Below are 18,939 nucleotides of genomic sequence, written 5' to 3' on the forward strand. Positions count from 1 at the left end.
GGGGCGGGCAGGGCAGGGCGGGGCGGGCAGGGCAGGGCGGGGCGGGCAGGGCAGGGCGGGGCGGGCCGGGCCGGCCTTCACTCCGCGGGCAGTACGGCCCCAGCGGTGTTCACTGCGCAACCCCGCGCAGCAGCCAGCGCCTGACCTGGACCTGCAGCAGTACGCGCCCGCCGTCCTGGCGGTACGGGACCGTGACGTCCCAGGAGTACTTCGCGGCGAACGCGGCCGTCACTTCCGCGGGGAACCCGTCCTCGCGGAGGCGTACATCGCCCTCCGCGACGACAGGGGACCGGCCGTCCTCCAGCGCCAGGGACACCCGGGGGTTCTCCCGGAGATTGCGCACCTTCACCGAGCCGCTGTCCACGCCGATCCACCAGCTGTCCCGGAGAAAGACGAACCACACCGGTGTCACATGGGGTGACCCGTCGGGGCGGACACCGCACAGCCAGACATGGCGCTCGGTGGCCAGACGTTCCAGGAGGACGGGCTCGGCGGGCTCGGCGGGCTCGACAGGATCGGCGGGATCGACAGGATCGGCGGGACGCTTCAGGGTGCTCATCGGCCCATTCCAGCCCGCGCGGCCACCACCCCGCCTCGGCCCCCGGCCCCGCCCGCAGCGGACTTTCGGCCTACGTCCGCTGCCACGGTGTGCGCGGATGTCACATCGGGGCGGGCCGCCCCGTCGTTACCAGTGCAGGCATCGATGTACCGACATCGACCATGACAACGACAGAGGAGCACGCCATGAGTGCCCGTATGAACATGTTCGACAACCCGGTCGCAGCCAAGGTCTGGAAGCACATCATCGCGGCGAACAAGGCGATCACCGACTCGTCGCTGCCTCCCGCGACGCAGGAGCTGGTGAAGATCCGTGCGAGCCAGATCAACGGGTGCGGCGGGTGCCTCGACATGCACACCAAGGACGCCGCCGCTGCCGGTGAGACCGCTCTCCGCCTCAATCTCGTCGCCGCGTGGCGGGAGACCACCGTCTTCACCGAGGCCGAGCGCGCGGCGCTGGAGCTGACGGAGCAGGGCACCCGCCTCGCCGACGCGGCCGGCGGCGTCTCGGACGAGGTCTGGGCCAACGCGGCCAAGCACTACGACGAGGACCAGCTCGCCGCCCTGGTCGGCCAGATCGCCGTCATCAACGCCTTCAACCGGGGCAACGTCATCAACCGTCAGCCCGGCGGCAGTTACCAGCCCGGCATGCTCGGCTGACGGAAAAGTCCGCTGGAAGGCTGCCCCGCAGCGTTCCAGCGGACCTCCACTACAAGCGCACCGTCACCGGTCCGCTTCTCTACCGGTTCGCTTCTTTCCTGTTCTTCCAAACCTCTCGCAGCACGATCCCGAAGAACTCGGAGTAGGAGCGCTGCCAGTTCAGCGCGAACCCCTGCGCCTCGGCATGACGTTCGCGGAGCCGGTTGATCGGCACATTCATCGCGGCGTGGTGCTCGATGTGCAGGTTGTTCCCGTTGGTGAACCACGTCGTAATCCAACTGCCCGTTATCGAGCGGGTGTTGCGCAGTACGTCGACACTCTCGGTGTCGCACAGGATGTGTTCGGGAAGTTCCACCAGGAAATGCATCGGCATCGCCACGACAAAGGGAAGCAGCCACAACCGCAGCACGAGCGGCCCACCACCCATGGCGCTGATGGCTACGAGCAGTACGGCCGCGATCGCGAACCACCGGTACTCACTGACGATCGCCTTGCGGCTCTTCGGCGCGATCTGCCCCATGTCGTACTGCCAGCGGCCCGTCACACACGCGGCGACGTCACGCACCACACCGACGATACGGCTCACATCGAAAAGTCCCCTGGACAGAGCACCCAGCGTGAGCGGCTTACGGGTGTCGAACCCGAAGAACTCCGTGTCCTCCGGCGTTCCGAGGAAACGGTGGTGCTGGAGATGCCGTACCCGATAATGACTGTAGGACACCAGCATCGGAATACCCAGCGGAACACCGACCAGCCTGTGCATCCGCGCATTCCGGAATGCCGAATGGTGCAGGCACTGGTGTTGAAGTTCCACTGCGTGCGTGTACGCGGCTCCCAGGATCACCACACCGCACGCGGCGGCCGGATACGAGGGCTGGAGTGCGAGCAGCATGCCGCCTGCGACCAGGGTCGCGAGTACGGCAATCTTGCCGAAGAAAACGGCTTCGTCCTTGCGGCGAACGGTTGCCCGTTGAAAGAGCAGTTGTGGAGATATCGCGGTCTGGGCCATTTGGATCGTTACCCCCTGTTTTTCGGTGATCCTCATCGGAAGAGTGAGTGGTGGTGCCGAGGAGTTTCGGACGTGCGTGGCGGCAAGACGGAACAGCCCTGTCCGGTACGACGACAGACGGGCGCCAGGGCAGCTTCAGGACAGCCCGGGGCAACGAACGTTCAGGTTCGGGCCCTCGGGCTCAGGTAAATGCAGGTTCAGGCTTGTTCGGGCTCAGGACAGTCGTGGGCCTCGCGGCCGTCCGACCGTTGCAGCCCCCTGCGCAACACCAAGGTGACCAGCAGTGACATCACGGCCATGGTGGCCATCGCCCAGCCCACCGAGCGTGCGCCGGCGAACAGCTGGGCGATGCCGCCGGCCAGCACGGCCCCCAGGGCCTGCCCCACCATCAGACCCGTGCTGGACAGGCCGAACGCCTGCCCGTGCACCTCTGCACGGGTCTTCCCCACCAGCCGCTCCTGCAGCGGCAGCGAGGCCGAGTAGCCGAAGGCGGAGATTCCGACCAGTACCGCCGCCACCGGTACCGGTGGCTCCAGCGGGAACACCAGGAAGGGCACCGCCAGCAGCGCGCGGAGCGGCAGGATGAGCCGGTCCCTCAGCGTCTCGGGGATGAAGCGCCCCACGGCGATGTCTCCGGCCAGCATCCCGACCGCGCCCGCAGCGAGCAGGTATCCGGCGTGGTCCCTCGCGTACGGGATGAACAGCGCCTCGCACCCCACGACCAGGCCGTTGGGCACCCACATCATCAAGTAGAGCGGCTGGATGACGGGCGAGGTGAGCAGTTCGCGGTTGACGCGGCGGCTGCGTTCGACGATCTTGCCCGTGGCACGGGGCGGCCGGTCGGACAGCCCGGTCCGCGCCATGACGCCTGCGGTGATGCTCACCATCGCCGCGATCCCGAACAGCCAGGAGGGCGACACCAGGGCGAGCAGCACCGCACCCACGCCGTTGCCGATGATCTGCATACCACCGACGGTGATGTTCATCGTGGCGCGGGCCAGTACGAAGGCGTCCCTCGGCACGATGTCCGACAACAGCGCGATGACGGTGCCCGACGTGGCGGCCATCGCCACGTAACCGCCCGCGAGAATCAGGAACCGCATCCACCAGCGCAGACCGGGAAGCGTCTGCGCTGCGGCGGTGGCTGTCGACACGCTCGCCATGAAGATCATCGCTGTACGAGGGCGCAGTAGATCCGACGAGGCCAACAGATAGCGCGCGGTGATGAGTTGCACGAGTGGTCCGCCGAAGAGAGAGATCGCCGTCAGGAACGGCGAGCCGGTCTCGTGGTACATCACGGTGCCGAGTGCCAGGCTGGAGAGCACGACACCTGTCATCGTGAACAGGCGGGCCACGAACAGCGCGCGGAACTCACGGATCCCGAATATCTCGCGGTAGGTCATCATTCGACGCGCAGCTGCCCGACGCGGTCCCGCCACTCAGCGGCCTGTCGGGCCACACACTCCGGTGAGGTCCCGCCGAGACTGCGGCGCGAGGTCACCGAGTCCTCCACACCGAGGACCGCGAACACACCTTCGTTGATACGGGCGTCGACCTCCCGCATCTGCTCGAGGGACAGCTCGTCCAGGCCGGCCCCCCACTCATCCGCCAACCGCACCAGCCGGCCCGTGATGTGGTGGGCCTCCCGGAACGGCATCCCCAGCACACCGGTCAGCCAGTCGGCCAGATCAGTGGCCGTCGCATGGCCGGTGCCTGCCGCTGCCCGCATCTCGCTGACGCGCGGCTTCATGTCGCCGATCATGCCGATCGTGGCCTTCAGACAGAGCTCGAAGGTGTCCGCACCGTCGAACGTCCGCTCCTTGTCCTCCTGCATGTCCTTGGAGAAGGTCAGCGGAAGCGCCTTCATGACCGTGAGAAGTCCGAAGAGGGAGCCGTGCACGCGTCCGGTCTTGCCCCGGACCAGCTCGGCCGCATCGGGATTGCGCTTCTGCGGCATGATGGAGGAACCGGTCGTCCAGGCGTCCGAAAGCTCGATGAAGCCGAACTGCGGCGACATCCACAGCACGATCTCCTCCGCCAGCCGCGAGAGATGCGTCATGCACATGGACGCGGCGGAGAGGTACTCGATGGCGAAGTCGCGGTCCGAGACCGCGTCCAGCGAGTTGCGCATCGGCCGGGCGAACCCCAGGAGTTCCGCGGTGCGTTCGCGGTCGATCGGGAAAGACGTACCGGCCAGCGCCGCCGCCCCGAGCGGGGACTCGTTCATTCGCGCGCGGGAGTCGCTCAGACGTCCGTGGTCGCGCCCGAACATCTCGACATACGCCATCAGGTGATGACCGAACGACACGGGCTGCGCGCTCTGGAGATGCGTATAGCCCGGCATGATCGTCGCCGTGTTCTCGGCGGCCTGTTCGACCAGTACCTCGATGAGCTGCTGGACCAGGCTCAGCGCACGGTCGTTCGCGTCGCGCACCCAGAGGCGGAAGCCTGTGGCCACCTGGTCGTTGCGGCTCCGGGCCGTGTGCAGTCGGCCGGCCGCGGCACCGATCAGCTCATGCAGCCGGGACTCGACATTCATGTGAATGTCCTCCAGCTCGACCGAGAACGCGAATTTCCCGTCGGTGATTTCGGTCCTGATCACCTCCAGGCCGTCCTTGATGGCCGTTGCGTCCTCTTCGGAGATGATTTTCTGTTCGCAGAGCATCGTGACATGCGCGATCGACCCGTCGATGTCCTGCATGGCCATGCGCTGGTCGAAGCCGATGGAGGCATTGATCTGCTCCATCACCTCGGACATGCCCTCACCGAAACGGCCCCGGATCAGCCCGCTGCTCTTACTCGTTTCGTCGCGCACGTTCTGCGCCGCCTTCCTGAAATGAAGAGAAAAAATAATTCTGGCAAGAGAGAAAGTAGTGCCGCCAAAATCTGCGGCAGCACACTACCTGACGTCGATCCGGACCCCCGAGATGACCTCCCGGCATATCTCGATCGCCTGTGCGGCGGTCGGAGCTGTGGTCAGCACATAGCCGGCTCGTGTGCGGGAGTCCTGGACCGACGGGACACGGTCCCCGGCCTTCAGCGGAAGGTGGAACTTCAGTACACCGGGCAGCCCTTGCCACCGCTGCACCCCGCTGATACCGGCGACTCTCCCCGGAGGCGGCGTGAAGAACCGGATCGCGGCAGCGCCGGCGGCCGTGGGGGCGGGGGCTCCTGGCCTGGTCCGGTCGAGGGACCACTGCACCAGGAGGTCCAGCAGGTCGTGTCCGGTGGCCTGCCTGACGAGGGTCGGAATCGAGTCCCCGCCGACCCGCGTGTGCGTCTCGATGACTTCGGGGCCCGAGGCCGTCATTCGCAGCTCTGTGTGGGTACAGCCGTCGGTGATTCCCATGACGTCGAGGAAGGCGGACGTGTATTCCGTGATCGCGGTCGAGACATCCGCTTCCACCGGCGCCGGAACGACGTGCCCGGTCTCCACGAACGGGTTCTCAGGATCGTCCTTCTGTGTGAACTTGGCAGTGATCGCCACTACCTTGTGGTCGTTGTCGCAGCTGAACGCCTCGACCGAGAATTCCGGGCCCGAGAGAAAAGGCTCCACGATGTAGTCGTCGGTGATAGCGGGCGGCATCACCACCTCTTCGGCCAGCCGGAAGCACCGCACATGTTCGCTTCCCTTGCCGTGTCGCGGCTTCACAATCACCGGATATCCGTGGTCGCCCGCGAAATCACGGATATCGTCGGCGTCCCGCACGACGGCGCAGGCGACGGTGGAGAACGCCTTGTCCCGCAGCCACGCGCGCATGGCGGACTTGTCTCGCGTACGGCCGACCACGTCCGGCGAAAGGGCTCCGATCCCGAGGTGCTCCGCGATCCGCGCCGCGGGCAGCAGCCCCTTCTCGGTAAGGGAGAGCACGGCGCTGAAGGGAGTCTCGCGGTGGAGGGCCCGCAGCATCGGTATCAGTGACGGGTCGTCGTAGTCGGTCAGGACAGTGCGCCGCACGCTCGGAATCAGCGCCGCGTCGTACCCGTCCGGTGTGTCCACCAGAGTGATGTCCGCGCCGAGCAGGCGTACGCGATCGCACAGCCCGGGGCCGCCACCCACGATGATGACCTGCTTCGGATTCTCCATGATCAATGCCTTTCACCCTCACCGTCCGCCAGTTCCACCAGCCCGGGTGAGGCTCATGTCGCCCGGATGTAACCGTCCAGGTCCTTCAACGACTCGCTCCTCAGCAAGGTGAAGCCCGTACGCCGGTTCACCGAGAAGGGTTCCGCGCCTGCGACAACTCCGCCCGCGTCATCGTGGACCCGGACCACAGCGACGCTGTCGGGCCGGGTCACCGGGGACCGCTCGTCGAAGTGGAAGCGGATGCCGTACCAGGAGCCCAGCGGCTCACCCGGATCCGGCTTCCAGTCCAGGCCGGCTCGCGCGCGGAGGTAGGCGTCCTCAAGGGACAGCCCGTGCTGGAGCTCGACGAGCTCCGGTACGTGGCCCCCCGCAGGACGGGCGGCGGCCTCGATGATGCTGATCCGCTCGGGAGTCATCTTGAACTCCACGTGCATCACACCTTGCGCCATGCCCCAGCCGGACGCGATGCGCTCGGTCGCCGCGAGCAGTTCCCGCTGATGTTCCGGGGGTATGTCGCCGCCCGAGATATGCCCGATCTCGTAGCACGCCGGAAGCGGCGATGAGAATTTCTGCGTCAACGCATGCACGACAGCCTTGCCGTCCTGCACAACACATTCGAGGCTGAATTCGGGCCCCGGCACATACTCCTCGACCAGCGCGTCCTCGCTGAACGCGTAGTTGGTCAGCCGTGACGTCTTGAACACCGACATCTTCGCCAGCGTCGCTTCCACTTCGTCCCGCGAGTCGCATTTGCGCACGAAAAGGCTCATGGCCATGTCGACGGGCTTGACGATCACGGGGAAGGCGACGCCCTGCCAGTCGAACTCACGATTCCCGGAGACCGACGACAGCCTGCCGATGGTGCGCGGCTGCGGAACGTCGTACTCGGCGAACATCTCCCGCATGAGCGCCTTGTTCCGGGAGGCCCGGATCCTGGCGACATCGTTGTGATAGAGCCCCAGTTCACCCGCCAGCACGTCCGCCGCGATGACCGCGAACTCATTGCCCGCGGCCACCGCGTCGAATCGCCGCGACCCGATCTGCGCCAGTAGTTCCTGAGGAGAGTCCGACAACGCGGGCACTCTGATCCACTCGTGCAGCGTCGTGACATGGTCCGCGACCGTCGACTCCTCGATCGTCACGATCGTGAGCCGCCAGTCCTCACGGTCACAGATCGCTGCGACGCGATCCAGCGACCAGTCAGAAACTGGATGCAGCAACAGAATATGCATGGTCACACACCTTTGGGACGGTCGGGGCGGAAAGTCGGTCGCGGAGCAGACATCGGGTGTACGGCGTCACTCACAGCCCCTCGTTGCGCGCGAAATACCGCTCGAATCCGACAAGTTCCTCGCAACGTCGCGTGATCTCTCGCCTGTAGTACTTCTGGTAGAGCCCCGGCTCATCGGTGACGCAGTACGACGGGAGCAGCACTGTCCGCGGGAGTTCGCTGTCGTTGCGGGTGCTGAAATGCGGAGTCAGCGAATGGAATACCAGTACGTCACCGGCATCCAGTGCGGGGGCATCGACCGCGGCCGCATCGAGGCGGTTCGTGTCGCAATCCCCTTCGGGATTCTCCGCAGGACCGGGGATGAGCTCCTGATGACTGCCGCGGTAGAACTCGATCCCACCCGAGCGCCGGTCGCTCGGATAGAGATTGACGACAACCGTGCACAGCAGGTCCGGGCGGGTTTCGAGCCACTTCCAGTACAGGAAGTCCTGGTGTGCGGCGTAGCCATTGACGCCCGGTTCCTTGCGGATCAGCTTGCACTTCAGCAGTTCGGCTGAGCCACCGAGCACGGCCGCAAGCGCCTTCATCAACTCCGGATGTGTCGCGGCCTCCGACAGCGTCGGTGAGATGTCGAGGACCGGGTCGAGTCGGTCGAAGGCGTACTGCCCGTCGGGGCCGCGCCGGAACTCCGTACGCAGATTGAGGTCGTCATCAAGCCCGTCGAGGTTCCAGAGCCGATCACATTCCTTCCGGAAACTCTCTATCTCATCGGGTCCGTACAGACCGCGCAGGACGGTGTATCCGTCTTTCCAGTACTGCTCTTTCTTCTCAGCGAGATCTTCCGCACCGGTCAACGCCTGTCCCCCACTTCTTGTTCGATGGATTCCGGATGTCCGACGGTTTGCAGGTCCGCGAGCCGCACCGTGAATTCGGCGAGCCTTGTGCGGATCCGCGCGGCAGCCTCCAGGACACGGTTCGGCGCAGTTCCGCCCTGGCTGTCGCGGGAGGCGACCGACCCCTCGACAGTGATGTCCGGATACTCAGGAAACGCGAGTCGCGCGTCGATGGCGCGGCGTGACTCCAGCGACAACTCGGCAAGTGCACAACCTTGTTCTTCCGCCAGCCGCACCATCTTCGTCACGAGATGGTGGGCTTCGCGGAAGGGAATCCCCCGCTCACGCGTCAACCAGTCCGCCAGATCACTCGAAGTGACGAAGGCGACATCGGCGGCCGCGCGCATCGCGTCGGCCTTCGGCTCCATCAGGGTCGCGAGTGAGATGGCGACGTCCAGCGAAAGCGTCAGCGTGTCCGCCGTGTCGAACAGAGGCTCCTTGTCCTCCTGCAGATCCCTGAAATAGCTCAGCGGCAGCCCCTTGACCACGGTCTGGAGCGCATGGAGATTGCCCAGCACCCGGCCGCTCTTGGCGCGCATCAGCTCTGCCGCATCGGGATTCCGCTTGTGCGGCAGAGCGGAGGAGGAACTGACCAACTCGTCGGGGAGCGAGATCAGGCCGACCGGCTGCGACGACCAGAAAACGATCTCGGAGCCGAATCGTGAGAGGTTCAGGGCCACGGAGGCACCGGCGCTCAGGAAATCGAGTGCGAAACCGCGGTCCCCCACGCTCTCCAGGGAGTTGGCCGTCGGTCCCTCGAATCCCAGGGTCCTCGCCACGAGGTCCCGGTCGACCGGAAAGCCGGTGCCGGCCAGGGCCGCGGATCCCATCGGGCACTCGTCCTGCAGAGCGCGCACGAAGGACAGCCGCTCGACATCGCGCAGAAATGTCTCCGCGTAGGCCAGACAGACATGCCCGAATGACAGCGGCTGGGCGATCTGCAGATGTGAGAAGCCGGGCATGACCGTGGCGGGGTGCTTCTCGGCCTGTTCAACCAGTGCCCCGGTCAGCGCCAGCAGTCTCGCGCCGAGTCCGGTCACCTGGTCGCGGATCCAGAGCCGGAGCGCAGTCACGGCGAGATCGTTGCGGGCGCGCGCGGTCGACAGCCAGCCCGCATCGGCTCCGAGCCGCGCCTCCAGATACTCCTCCACCGCTGTGTGGACATCCTCGGCTTCCGGGTCGAGCGGTTCGTCGTCCGCTGCTATCCGGACCGCGAGCTGTTCCAGTTCGCGCCGCAGCCCGGACGCCGCGGCCGCCGGCAGGATCTCCTGCTTCAGCAGCATCGTGACGTGCGCCTGCGACGCGGCGATGTCGTACAGGGCGAGCCGCCGGTCGTAGTGCGCCGTCGATCCGATCGCCGCCATGCGCTCCGCGGCCAGCGCCCTCTGGTCAGCGCTCACGAGAAGCTCCGCTCGGTGGAACGCCGGTCGAGCTGGTCCAGGTACCGGTCGAACCCATCGGCCCGGCCGGCATCCGTGGCGGCCGCCACCAGCTCCGCCCAACCGGAGTAGAGGCACCACAGCAGCAGCGCTCTGGCGATGTGCAGCCTGGCGACGGCCTCCGGGTACACCATCGACTGCGGTCCGTCGATGACCTCGGGCACGACTTCGTCACCCCGGTACGCCGGCAGGTTGTGGAGGAAGACGGCGTCCGGCCGCGCCCCGGCCATGAGGCCGGGCGTGACACGGTAGGGCGCCAGCCGGGCGCGGCGCGCATCGGCCTCATCGGCCTTGTTCATCGGGATCCACGCGTCGGCGACCACCACGTGGGCGTCCTTGACGGCGGCCCGTGCGTCGGTCGTGGCGGTGAATCCGGCCAGGTGGGCGGTCTGGTCCACCGGCAGCGCCATGTCCTCGGGCGTCGCACAGGTGAAGCGCGCACCGACCTTGGCAGCGGTCTGCGCGAGGGAAAGGGCGATGTTCGTCCCGTCCCCGACAAAGGCGACGTTGATTCCCGCCATGGATCCGAACTGCCGCTTTATCGTGAGGAAGTCACAGAGCGCCTGCGTCGGATGGTGCTGGTCGCACATCCCGTTGATGAACGGAACCGGGGACAGCTCACAGATCTGTTCCTGGATCGCGAAGTCGTAGATCCGGCTCAGCAGCACGTCGTTGAACCGGCCCGCGACATTCACGAAGTCCGGCAAGTGTTCCGTCTTCGCCGCATGGCGTCCGATACGGGCTTCCGCGCCGTTGTAGTGGATCGCCTGGCCACCGAGATCCCCGATCGCCCGTTCGAACGCGGTCCGTGTCCGGAGCGATGTCTCGTCGAAGATCATGCCCATGCACTTGCCGCGCAGCAGGCCGGGAAGCCGGCCGAAGCGCTCTTTGTGCTGTTCGAGCGCATCGGCGACCACGATCACGTCCTGCACGTCGGACACCGTGAGGTCTTCGATGGAGAGCAACTGCTTCTGCGTCACGCGATACCGTCCTTGATCACGGTGCCCAGCCGGCGGAGCCGCAGGGCGTTGAGCCGGATGAAGCCGGTGGCATCGTCCTGCCTGTACGGGCCGCCCTCCTCGAAGGTGACCAGGTCCTGGCTGTAGAGCGAGTTCGGGCTCTTACGGCCCTCCACGATGACGTTCCCCTTGTAGAGCTTCAGCCGCACGGTGCCCGTGACACGCTCCTGGCTCTTGTCCATGAGCGCCTGCAGCATTTCCCGCTCAGGGGAGAACCAGTAGCCGTTGTAGATCAGTTCCGCGTAGCGCGGCATCAGCTCATCCTTGAGATGCGCTTCACCACGGTCGAGCGTGATCGACTCGACGGCACGGTGCGCCTGGAGCCAGATGGTCCCGCCGGGGGTCTCGAAGAGACCACGGCACTTCATTCCGACGTACCGGGTGTCCACGATGTCGACCCGGCCGATCCCGTTCTCCGAGCCGAGGTCGTTCAGACGAGTGAGCAGCGCTACCGGGTCCAGTGCCTCGCCGTCGATCGCGACCGGGTCGCCCTTCGCGAACTCCACCTCGATCGTGGTCGGCCGGTCGGGGGCGTCCTCCGGTGACTTGGTCCGGACCCAGGCGTCGTCCTCGGGGGTGAGCCAGGGGTCTTCGAGCGTCTTTCCCTCGCACGAGATGTGCAGCATGTTGGAGTCCGCGGAGTACGGCGCGCCTCCGCGCTTGTCCTTCGCCACCGGGATGCCGTGCAGGTCGGCGAACTCGATCAGCTGCGCCCGGCCCGCCATGTCCCACTCCCGCCAGGGCGCGATCACCTGGATGTCCGGTGCGAGCGCGTAGTAGCCGAGCTCGAAGCGCAGCTGGTCGTTCCCCTTGCCCGTCGCACCGTGTGCGACCGCGTCAGCGCCCACTTCACGTGCGATCTCGATCTGCCGCTTGGCAACGAGCGGCCGGGCGATGGGGGTTCCCATCAGGTAGTTGCCCTCGTACGCGGCATTCGCGCGGTACATAGGGAATGCGAAGTCCGAAACCAGTTCGGCCCTGAGGTCCTCGATGTAGATGTTCTCGGGCTTGACGCCGAGAGCGAGGGCTCGCTCCCTGGCGATTTCCAGCTCTTCGCCTTGGCCGAGGTCAGCGGTGAACGTGACGATTTCCGCCTCGTACTGGAGCTGGAGCCACTTGAGAATGACCGAGGTATCGAGTCCACCCGAGAAGGCGAGGACGATCTTGCGTGGCTTGCTCATACCTGAAATCTCCCTCAGCGTTACTGGGTAGCGATTCACCGCAATACGGACGAATCAGTACGGACTGGGGGGCATCAGTTACTCACGGCCTCATTTCACATCCCCCCGTGCACGACGACAGCCGGCCGTAACGTCTCGTCGCCCGGAGGCAGCCTCAGCTCGGCCGACCTCCCGGAGAATTAGGCTGAATGAATACTCATACACCTGGCAAGAGCTAAAAGGGATCGTCTTGGAATACGAGACAGCCAAGGGCGAGTTGCCTGCACAAGGGTTGATTGCCCCGAAAAATATGGACCATTGAGTCTGACGAGGCGTCAATGGCATATCAGCATTTGAGACCGGCAAGGTGCGTATCACGCCCACCCGTCGAGTACACATGCAGCATAAGGCACATTTATGCATAGATGGCACTCGGTATCGTACGAGCACGCGGTACCGGATACGCCGTCCACGGCCGATCCGTGAAGCCCGAACCGAGCCTGTCGGCAGACGAGTTGCCTGAGAGCCGCCTCGCCGCGCTCCTGGCGGGTGACCTCTGCGGCACACCGTGCCGTACGGGTATCCGCGGGACTCAGTGCCGGTCGATGCCCGAGTGGATCCACTTGAGCTGCTGGGACACCTCGCCGGCCCCGGCGAACTCCGCCCGGCCGGAGCCGAAGAAGACACCGATGAGCTGTTCGCTGCCGCGCGGGCCGATGGTCATCACCGGGCCTCCGGAGTCACCGCCGGCCGTACAAGTCGGCCCGGATGAGCCCCCGCCGTGGCGAGCCCGGCCGCCCCGACCTTCATCGGCGAGACCTTGATCAGCACCATGTCGGCCTTCGCGCCGCGCCCCGCCGATGACGGCGGAAGCCGGTACGGCTGACATCGGGCCGCCCGCGACCAGCAGCGAGACGGTCAGCAGAAGAACACGAATCCGGTGCGAGATCCGATGCGACTCCCCTCCTCGGGCGGAACCCGCGGCTCCTGCGGCGCGGGCCTCGCGCCGGCCATCCCACGAAACGCGTCGCCCGCGGCAGGATCAGTGCCGAAACGCTCAAACGCATCCGATCCGCAGCGTTTTCGAGGACATTCACTCGCAATCATGAACATCTCATCCTGAGCTGGCATATTCCATTTACGCCGCTTTACGTTCCGCGTGGAGGTGGTTCCTATGGACCAACAGAGCACACAGCCCGACAGGCGGACGCGGGCCGAGGCAATGGACATCAGCGACTTCGTCTACGGAGCGACGGGAACGCGCCTGCGAAGACTGACCATGCCGGACGGATCTCATTGGTTCCCGGCGGTGGATGTCTGCCGGGAGCTCGGGTACAGCAACTCTCGGACGGCGGTGCGCGATCACGTCCCAGATAGGCACCGAGACATTATCGAGACCGTAGCTGGAGCCTACGGTCTCAGCATTCCCGCAGGTAGAGAGTGGCGCCGAGACCTGAATGTCATCGACCTGCAGGGGCTCATCCTGCTCGTCAACGGGAGTACGAAGCCGTCGTGCCAGCCCTTTAAGGAGTGGGTCTCGGAGGTTGTCCAGACCATCCAGCGCACCGGTTCTTACCGTCTCCCGACAGCAGAGATTCAGCCACCCGAGCCGACGGCCCCAGTGGCGTACGCCATGCCGGAACAGATGGTGGAAGCGATCGTCCGCCTTGAGGAGCGCACCATACGGCTGGACGAGGAGTTCGCGTCCGTACAGCGTGAACGCCTCGCGATGGAGAGGGAACACCTCGCACTCCAACGCGAATCTCTTTCGATACAGCGGGAGATGCTCGCGGCACAACAGACCACTGCACGATCCGCCGAACTGATCGCGGACCGGTTCGGGGCCTTGCCCGCCAATCCGGAGATCCCGGACGGCCGCCCCTCCCGCCCGACCGCGGAGGCCGTCCTGGCCGACTGGAAGGCTCGCATGTCGGTGACCGAGGACGTGTGGGCGGTAGCACTCGCCGTCGCCCCGCTGTTCGCCGCCAACGGTGAGCTGCGCATGCCCCTGGAATCCATCGCAGCGAAGACCGGCCTCTCGGCGAACCGCGTCAACGAGTGCCTGCGGTTCATGCGCAAGCACGCATGCATCCACCCCACGGGAGCGTCGGGGGACGGGGTGCCTGTCTATGTCCTGAACCGCCCGTAGAAGCAGCGGCGGCTCATGCCGGAGGGGAGCTTCCGCGACGAGGGATCACGGATGCCCCCTCCGCAGGCCGCCCAGGGAGTACGTCGCCGTCCGCGACGTGGCTACGGAACGCGTCCCACAGTGCGGGCCCGAAGCAGATCACGGGCCCCGCAACGACCTTCGAGTCCCGTACGGCGACGACCCCGGGGACGTTGAGCGCCACCTCGACGCACTCCTGTCCGGCATTGCCCCCGCTGAAGCTGGACTTCACGAACTCGAACGGGGTCACGCGCTACAGCTCCTTGAGAATGCTCTCTACCAGCCTCACCGAATTGCGCTGAGCCAGCCCCAACCGACTAATCCGCTCGAACAGTTGCCCGTGATGCGCGGAATCAGTATCGCCCTCCAACCACAGAGTGGTCGACGTGGTATCCATGTGCACCACATCGAGCGCGCCCGGTTCGGCGAACGAGACAATCGTGAAAGCGCTGGTCATTCCCGGGTGTGCACCGGCGAGGTAGGGCACCACCTGCAACTTCACGTGGGGCTGCTGCGTCATTTCCAGCAGATGAGCGAGCTGCTCACGCATCACCTCCCGGCCACCGACGAGCTGTCGCAGACAGCCCTCACCGATGACCGCCCACAGTTCCAGCGGATTCTCTCCCTCCAGTCGCGCCTTGCGCGCCATACGGGACTCGACGAACGGGTCGATCTCGGCAAGGTCGGACCACGAGCCATTGCCCACCGCGAGAGCGCGCGCGTAGTCGGCGGTCTGGAGCAGCCCAGGAACGACGGCCAGCTGCCAGGTACGCACAAGGGTCGCGATGTCCTCCAGCGCCACGTACTCGCCCATCGCCTGGAGCTGCGGGTATTGGTTCCACCATCCATGCGCCTTGCGTCGCTCCCGGTCCGTCCTGGCAAGCGCCAGCAGGCGGTTGACGGCCTCCGGGTCTTCGTTGCCGTACAGGTGGCACAGCGCCCGGATGTCCGGATCGCGTACCGGCACGAGTCCGCGCTCTATCTTTGCGACCTTCGCGACGGACGCCGTCAGCGCGTCAGCCGCGTGCGACTGGCGCAGGTCGCTCGCCTCGCGCATACGTAGCAGCTCACCCCCGAGACGTCGTCCCAGGACGGTGGAGACCGTCCTGCCTCGGTCAGGACTCGTACCGGCCATGTGCTGTCCCTTCCCCGCAATTCGCTTCAGTTTGCTGGCGCCTCGGGCGCAGCACAACAAGGGCAGAGATTTTTCTGCCCGAACAACTTGCTGCCCAGCGAGTCACACCGCTACGGTCAGTACTCAACCGCTCGCACAGCGGCGCCAGTTGGCGGAAGTGCACCGCTCCGGCCTGCCCGGCCGGCGCGGCGATGCCACCGCCGTACTCGTATCCGTATGAGGAGGCACGTGTCATGACCGTCCGGCACGACAAGGTCAGCTACCCCCCGTACCCGCGCAGCGTGCCCCTGGCGCGCAGACGTGTCGCCTCGCTCGTCGCCGACTGGGGTCATCCCGAACTCGCCGGTGACGCCGCACTCGTGGCGGGTGAGCTCTGCGGCAACGCCGTACTGCACGGCTGTCTGCGGGACCGGCTGTTCCGGGTCGACGTCACACTCGGCGGCAAGGCCCTGCGGATCGCGGTGACGGATCCGCGCGGGGAGCGGCTGCCGGTGCCGCGGGTCGCCGAGCCGGGGGATCAGTTCGGGCGCGGGCTGCTCATCGTCGATACGGTCGCGGCGCGTTGGGACGTACAGACCCTGACCGTCGGGAAGGCCGTCTGGGCCGAGCTCGACCTGGAAACCGGGTAGCGGCGGGGCCGAGGACCGGCCGGGCCTACTCGTGTCCGGTGAACATGTCGATCAGGCCCTGGGGCGCGTTGTCCCCGTAGAGCATCTCGTGAAGGGCCTCGCCGTCCCTGGCCGCCTCGGCGCTGCGCGGGAACAGGGCCTGCTCGTACTCGTACAGGGCCGTCTCGATGTCGTCCGGGTGCGCGGCGATGGCCTTGCCCAGTTCCGCGCCGTCGTACATGGCGAGGTTGGCGCCCTCGCCGTTCGGGGCCGCGAGATGGGCGGCGTCGCCGAGCAGGGTCACCCCGGGCACCCGGTCCCAACGGTGCTCGGCCGGCAGCGCGTTGAGGATACGCAGGACCGGAGCGGTCTCGCCGTCGGTGATCAGCGCGGTGAGTTCCGGCGCCCAGCCGGCGAACTCGGCGGCGATCCGCGCGGCCGCCCCGGCGGAATCGGTGAAGTCGATGGCGGCGAACCAGTCCTGCGGCCGGGTGAGCGCCACATAGGTGTGGAGGGTCCCGCCGTTCTCCCGGTGGGCCTGGATCCCCTTCCCGGGCGCGAGCACGGCGAGGGATCCGCCGCCGACCGCCTTCGCGGTGGCCGCGTGCCGGGTCTCGGCGTCGTAGAGATAGGTCTCGACGAACGACGTGCCGGTGTACGCGGGCACCGCACCGGAGAGCAGCGGCCTGACCCGCGACCACGCGCCGTCCGCGCCGACCAGCAGGCCGGTGGCGACCGTGGTGCCGTCGGCGAAGGTCACCTCGTGGCGGCCTTCGCCCAGGGCGCGTACGCGGCTGACCTTGTGGCCCCACTGGACGGTCCCGGCCGGGAGCGAGTCGAGCAGGATCTGGCGCAGCTCACCGCGGAGCACCTCGGGGCGGCCACGCTCACTGTCGTCGTCGAAGAGCACGGCCCCGTCCGGGGTGAGGATCCGCGTCGCTTCCCGGCCCTCCAGGATCAGGGCGCGGAACTCGTCCATCAGGCCCGCGTCCTGGAGCGCGGGCTGGCCGTTGTCCTCGTGGATGTCGAGCATCCCGCCCTGTGCGCGGGCCAGCGGCGAGGCTTCCGCCTCGTAGACGGTCGCCGGGATGCCGTGGACGTGCAGGACGCGGGCGAGGGTCAGGCCGCCCAGCCCGGCGCCGATGATCGTGACGTGCGTGGTCATGGTGACTCCTTCATCTCCGGAAAGCTGCCACATACTCTGGAACGTCGTTCCACCATCAGCCTGGAACACCGTTCCAGAGATGTCAACCTGGAACGGGGTTCCAGTCGTGTGTCAGGATGTGTGCATGGCCACCAGGACCCGCCGTCCGGAGCGACGAGGACAGCCGCTCTCGCGGGAGCGCATCGTTGAAACCGCCGTCGAGCTGCTCGACGCGGAGGGCGAGAGCGGGCTGACCTTCCGGGCGCTGAGCAGGCGTCTGGCCACCGGGCCCGGGGCGATCTACTGGCATGTGGCGAACAAGAGCGAGCTGCTCGACGCCACGACCGACGCCGTCGTGGCGGAGGCGCTCGCCATCGAGCCCGCCGAGACCCCGGACTCACCGCAGGCGAGGATCCACGCCGTCGCGCTCGGCCTGTTCGACGCGACCGACCGGCACCCGTGGCTGGCCGCCCAGCTCGCCGTACAGCTCGCCCGCAGCCCCTGGCGTGCGGTGGCACCGCGGATCTTCGAGAGCATCGGCAGGCAGGTCCGCGCGCTGGGAGTGCCGGAAAGCAGCTGGTTCACAGCGGCCTCCGCGCTGATGCACTACATCCTCGGAGCCGCGGGGCAGAACGCCGCGAACGGCGCGAGCGGCCCCGCTCCCGGGCTCGGCGTGGACCGCGACGAGTTCCTCGACTCCGTGTCGACGGCGTGGGAGCAGCTCGACCCCGACGACTACCCGTTCACCCGGGCCGTCGCGGGCCAGATGCGCGGGCACGACGACCGCGAACAGTTCCTGGCCGGGATCGATCTCGTCCTCACCGGCATCACCGCGGCGCGGCCCACCACGTAACCGCCCCGGCTCGGGGCCCACGGACCGCGACAACGAACGGCCCCCGGACACGCTCACCGCGTCCGGGGGCCGTTCGGCTGTTCACACCGCTACGCCCAGGTGATCAGCCGCTTCGGCTGCTCCAGGATCGCCGCGACGTCCGCGAGCACCTTCGAGCCGAGTTCACCGTCGACCAGGCGGTGGTCGAAGGAGAGCGCCAGCGTGGTGACCTGGCGGGGCTTGACCTTGCCCTTGTGGACCCACGGCTGGAGCTTGATCGCGCCGACCGCGAGGATCGCGGACTCGCCCGGGTTGAGGATCGGCGTACCGGTGTCGACGCCGAAGACACCGACGTTGGTGATGGTCACCGTCCCGCCCTGCATCGCCGCCGGGGAGGTCTTGCCCTCGCGGGCCGTCGAGACCAGCTCGCCGAGCGAACGGGCCAGCTCGGGCAGCGTCTTGGCGTGCGCGTCCTTGATGTTCGGGACGAGCAGGCCGCGCGGGGTGGCCGCGGCGATGCCCAGGTTGACGTAGTGCTTCTGGACGATCTCCTGGGCGGCCTCGTCCCAGGCGGAGTTGACCTCCGGGTTCCGCTTGATCGCGACCAGCAGCGCCTTGGCGATCAGCAGCAGCGGGTTGGCCCGCAGCCCCTCGAACGCCTTGTCGGTCTTCAGCTCGGCGACGAGCTTCATCGTGCGGGTGACGTCCACCGTGACGAACTCGGTGACGTGCGGCGCGGTGAAAGCACTGCCGACCATGGCCTGCGCGGTGGCCTTCCGTACGCCCTTGACGGGGATACGGGTTTCCCGGGCGGCGTCGGAGGAGACCGCAGGGGCTGCCACCGCCGGGGCGGCCGCAGCCGGTTCCGCGGCGGCCTGCGGCGCCGGTTCCTGCGCCGCAGGAGCGGCGGCCGCGTGGACGTCCTCGCGGGTGATGACCCCGTCCGCGCCCGTCGGCGCGACCGTGGTCAGGTCGATGCCGATGTCCTTGGCCAGCT

Annotated in this window: 18 protein-coding genes and 1 pseudogene; 4 read left to right on the plus strand and 15 right to left on the minus strand. The window is 67.0% G+C overall.

Annotated features, from left to right (window positions below):
• Window positions 1-109: 109 nt before the first annotated feature.
• Window positions 110-559, minus strand: a complete 450-nt coding sequence (locus tag G3I19_RS23125) for a pyridoxamine 5'-phosphate oxidase family protein (RefSeq protein ID WP_164265605.1) — start codon at window positions 557-559, stop codon at window positions 110-112.
• Between the two features lie 185 nt (window positions 560-744).
• Between G3I19_RS23125 and G3I19_RS23130 the strand changes: the two genes are divergently transcribed.
• Entirely contained in the window at window positions 745-1,218 is a 474-nt protein-coding gene (locus G3I19_RS23130) for a carboxymuconolactone decarboxylase family protein (RefSeq protein WP_164265606.1), read from the plus strand.
• A gap of 79 nt (window positions 1,219-1,297) precedes the next feature.
• On the opposite strand, the gene G3I19_RS23135 is transcribed toward G3I19_RS23130, so the two are convergent.
• From G3I19_RS23135 to G3I19_RS38130, 10 genes are all read right to left on the minus strand, one after another.
• Window positions 1,298-2,263, minus strand: coding sequence for a fatty acid desaturase (locus tag G3I19_RS23135; RefSeq protein ID WP_239074710.1), 966 nt, complete (start codon window positions 2,261-2,263; stop codon window positions 1,298-1,300).
• A 161-nt stretch (window positions 2,264-2,424) separates the two neighbouring features.
• On the minus strand, window positions 2,425-3,630 hold the full coding sequence (locus tag G3I19_RS23140; RefSeq protein ID WP_203599991.1) for an MFS transporter: 1,206 nt from the start codon (window positions 3,628-3,630) through the stop codon (window positions 2,425-2,427).
• A complete protein-coding gene (gene argH, locus G3I19_RS23145) occupies window positions 3,630-5,042 on the minus strand; it encodes an argininosuccinate lyase (RefSeq protein WP_343235183.1) in 1,413 nt (470 codons plus the stop codon). Before argH (G3I19_RS23145) ends, G3I19_RS23140 begins: the two co-directional genes overlap by 1 nt.
• An 84-nt stretch (window positions 5,043-5,126) precedes the next feature.
• Window positions 5,127-6,314 carry an ATP-grasp domain-containing protein gene (locus G3I19_RS23150; protein ID WP_164265608.1) on the minus strand — a complete coding sequence of 396 codons (1,188 nt, stop codon included), beginning with the start codon at window positions 6,312-6,314 and terminating at the stop codon, window positions 5,127-5,129.
• A 53-nt stretch (window positions 6,315-6,367) separates the two neighbouring features.
• Entirely contained in the window at window positions 6,368-7,546 is a 1,179-nt protein-coding gene (locus G3I19_RS23155; protein WP_164265609.1) for an ATP-grasp domain-containing protein, read from the minus strand.
• Between the two features lie 70 nt (window positions 7,547-7,616).
• On the minus strand, window positions 7,617-8,399 hold the full coding sequence (locus tag G3I19_RS23160; RefSeq protein ID WP_164265610.1) for a phytanoyl-CoA dioxygenase family protein: 783 nt from the start codon (window positions 8,397-8,399) through the stop codon (window positions 7,617-7,619).
• Window positions 8,396-9,838 (minus strand): argininosuccinate lyase, encoded by a 1,443-nt coding sequence (argH, locus tag G3I19_RS23165; protein ID WP_164265611.1) that lies wholly within the window; start codon window positions 9,836-9,838, stop codon window positions 8,396-8,398. Before argH (G3I19_RS23165) ends, G3I19_RS23160 begins: the two co-directional genes overlap by 4 nt.
• Window positions 9,835-10,857 carry an ornithine carbamoyltransferase gene (locus G3I19_RS23170; RefSeq protein ID WP_164265612.1) on the minus strand — a complete coding sequence of 341 codons (1,023 nt, stop codon included), beginning with the start codon at window positions 10,855-10,857 and terminating at the stop codon, window positions 9,835-9,837. Before G3I19_RS23170 ends, argH (G3I19_RS23165) begins: the two co-directional genes overlap by 4 nt.
• Window positions 10,854-12,077 carry an argininosuccinate synthase gene (locus G3I19_RS23175; protein WP_164265613.1) on the minus strand — a complete coding sequence of 408 codons (1,224 nt, stop codon included), beginning with the start codon at window positions 12,075-12,077 and terminating at the stop codon, window positions 10,854-10,856. The genes G3I19_RS23170 and G3I19_RS23175 overlap by 4 nt, the downstream gene beginning before the upstream one ends.
• 571 nt (window positions 12,078-12,648) lie before the next feature.
• Complete coding sequence (locus G3I19_RS38130) at window positions 12,649-12,780, minus strand: hypothetical protein (RefSeq protein ID WP_275402768.1); 132 nt, start codon at window positions 12,778-12,780, stop codon at window positions 12,649-12,651.
• Window positions 12,781-13,230: 450 nt separating this feature from the next.
• Between G3I19_RS38130 and G3I19_RS23185 the strand changes: the two genes are divergently transcribed.
• Entirely contained in the window at window positions 13,231-14,205 is a 975-nt protein-coding gene (locus G3I19_RS23185) for a Bro-N domain-containing protein (protein ID WP_164265614.1), read from the plus strand.
• A gap of 106 nt (window positions 14,206-14,311) precedes the next feature.
• Here the strand turns inward: G3I19_RS23185 and G3I19_RS37645 are convergent.
• Both G3I19_RS37645 and G3I19_RS23195 read right to left on the minus strand, forming a co-directional pair.
• A pseudogene (locus tag G3I19_RS37645) lies at window positions 14,312-14,473 on the minus strand (DUF397 domain-containing protein); the annotation flags it as partial.
• A gap of 3 nt (window positions 14,474-14,476) precedes the next feature.
• Window positions 14,477-15,358, minus strand: a complete 882-nt coding sequence (locus tag G3I19_RS23195; protein ID WP_164265616.1) for a helix-turn-helix transcriptional regulator — start codon at window positions 15,356-15,358, stop codon at window positions 14,477-14,479.
• A gap of 233 nt (window positions 15,359-15,591) precedes the next feature.
• Between G3I19_RS23195 and G3I19_RS23200 the strand changes: the two genes are divergently transcribed.
• Window positions 15,592-15,987: an ATP-binding protein gene (locus G3I19_RS23200; protein WP_164265617.1), complete on the plus strand. Its 396-nt coding sequence runs from the start codon at window positions 15,592-15,594 to the stop codon at window positions 15,985-15,987.
• 25 nt (window positions 15,988-16,012) lie between these two features.
• Here the strand turns inward: G3I19_RS23200 and G3I19_RS23205 are convergent, their stop codons facing one another.
• Window positions 16,013-17,131: an NAD(P)/FAD-dependent oxidoreductase gene (locus tag G3I19_RS23205; RefSeq protein ID WP_164265618.1), complete on the minus strand. Its 1,119-nt coding sequence runs from the start codon at window positions 17,129-17,131 to the stop codon at window positions 16,013-16,015.
• A gap of 124 nt (window positions 17,132-17,255) precedes the next feature.
• Here G3I19_RS23205 and G3I19_RS23210 point away from each other — a divergent pair, with 124 nt between their 5' ends.
• Window positions 17,256-17,963, plus strand: coding sequence for a TetR/AcrR family transcriptional regulator (locus G3I19_RS23210; RefSeq protein WP_164265619.1), 708 nt, complete (start codon window positions 17,256-17,258; stop codon window positions 17,961-17,963).
• Between the two features lie 89 nt (window positions 17,964-18,052).
• On the opposite strand, the gene G3I19_RS23215 is transcribed toward G3I19_RS23210, so the two are convergent.
• Window positions 18,053-18,939 (minus strand): dihydrolipoamide acetyltransferase family protein (locus G3I19_RS23215; RefSeq protein WP_164265620.1); only part of this gene is annotated, 887 nt, incomplete at its 5' end.

The organism is Streptomyces sp. SID10853, assembly GCF_010548145.1.
Taxonomy (GTDB): domain Bacteria; phylum Actinomycetota; class Actinomycetes; order Streptomycetales; family Streptomycetaceae; genus Streptomyces.

Coding starts and splice junctions, on each gene's coding strand:
- G3I19_RS23125 (WP_164265605.1), bottom strand. CDS start 559: ATGAGCACCCTGAAGCGTCCCGCCGATCCTGTCGATCCCGCCGATCCT.
- G3I19_RS23130 (WP_164265606.1), top strand. CDS start 745: ATGAGTGCCCGTATGAACATGTTCGACAACCCGGTCGCAGCCAAGGTC.
- G3I19_RS23135 (WP_239074710.1), bottom strand. CDS start 2,263: ATGAGGATCACCGAAAAACAGGGGGTAACGATCCAAATGGCCCAGACC.
- G3I19_RS23140 (WP_203599991.1), bottom strand. CDS start 3,630: ATGACCTACCGCGAGATATTCGGGATCCGTGAGTTCCGCGCGCTGTTC.
- G3I19_RS23150 (WP_164265608.1), bottom strand. CDS start 6,314: ATGGAGAATCCGAAGCAGGTCATCATCGTGGGTGGCGGCCCCGGGCTG.
- G3I19_RS23155 (WP_164265609.1), bottom strand. CDS start 7,546: ATGCATATTCTGTTGCTGCATCCAGTTTCTGACTGGTCGCTGGATCGC.
- G3I19_RS23175 (WP_164265613.1), bottom strand. CDS start 12,077: ATGAGCAAGCCACGCAAGATCGTCCTCGCCTTCTCGGGTGGACTCGAT.
- G3I19_RS38130 (WP_275402768.1), bottom strand. CDS start 12,780: ATGACCATCGGCCCGCGCGGCAGCGAACAGCTCATCGGTGTCTTCTTC.
- G3I19_RS23185 (WP_164265614.1), top strand. CDS start 13,231: ATGGACCAACAGAGCACACAGCCCGACAGGCGGACGCGGGCCGAGGCA.
- G3I19_RS23195 (WP_164265616.1), bottom strand. CDS start 15,358: ATGGCCGGTACGAGTCCTGACCGAGGCAGGACGGTCTCCACCGTCCTG.
- G3I19_RS23200 (WP_164265617.1), top strand. CDS start 15,592: ATGACCGTCCGGCACGACAAGGTCAGCTACCCCCCGTACCCGCGCAGC.
- G3I19_RS23205 (WP_164265618.1), bottom strand. CDS start 17,131: ATGACCACGCACGTCACGATCATCGGCGCCGGGCTGGGCGGCCTGACC.
- G3I19_RS23210 (WP_164265619.1), top strand. CDS start 17,256: ATGGCCACCAGGACCCGCCGTCCGGAGCGACGAGGACAGCCGCTCTCG.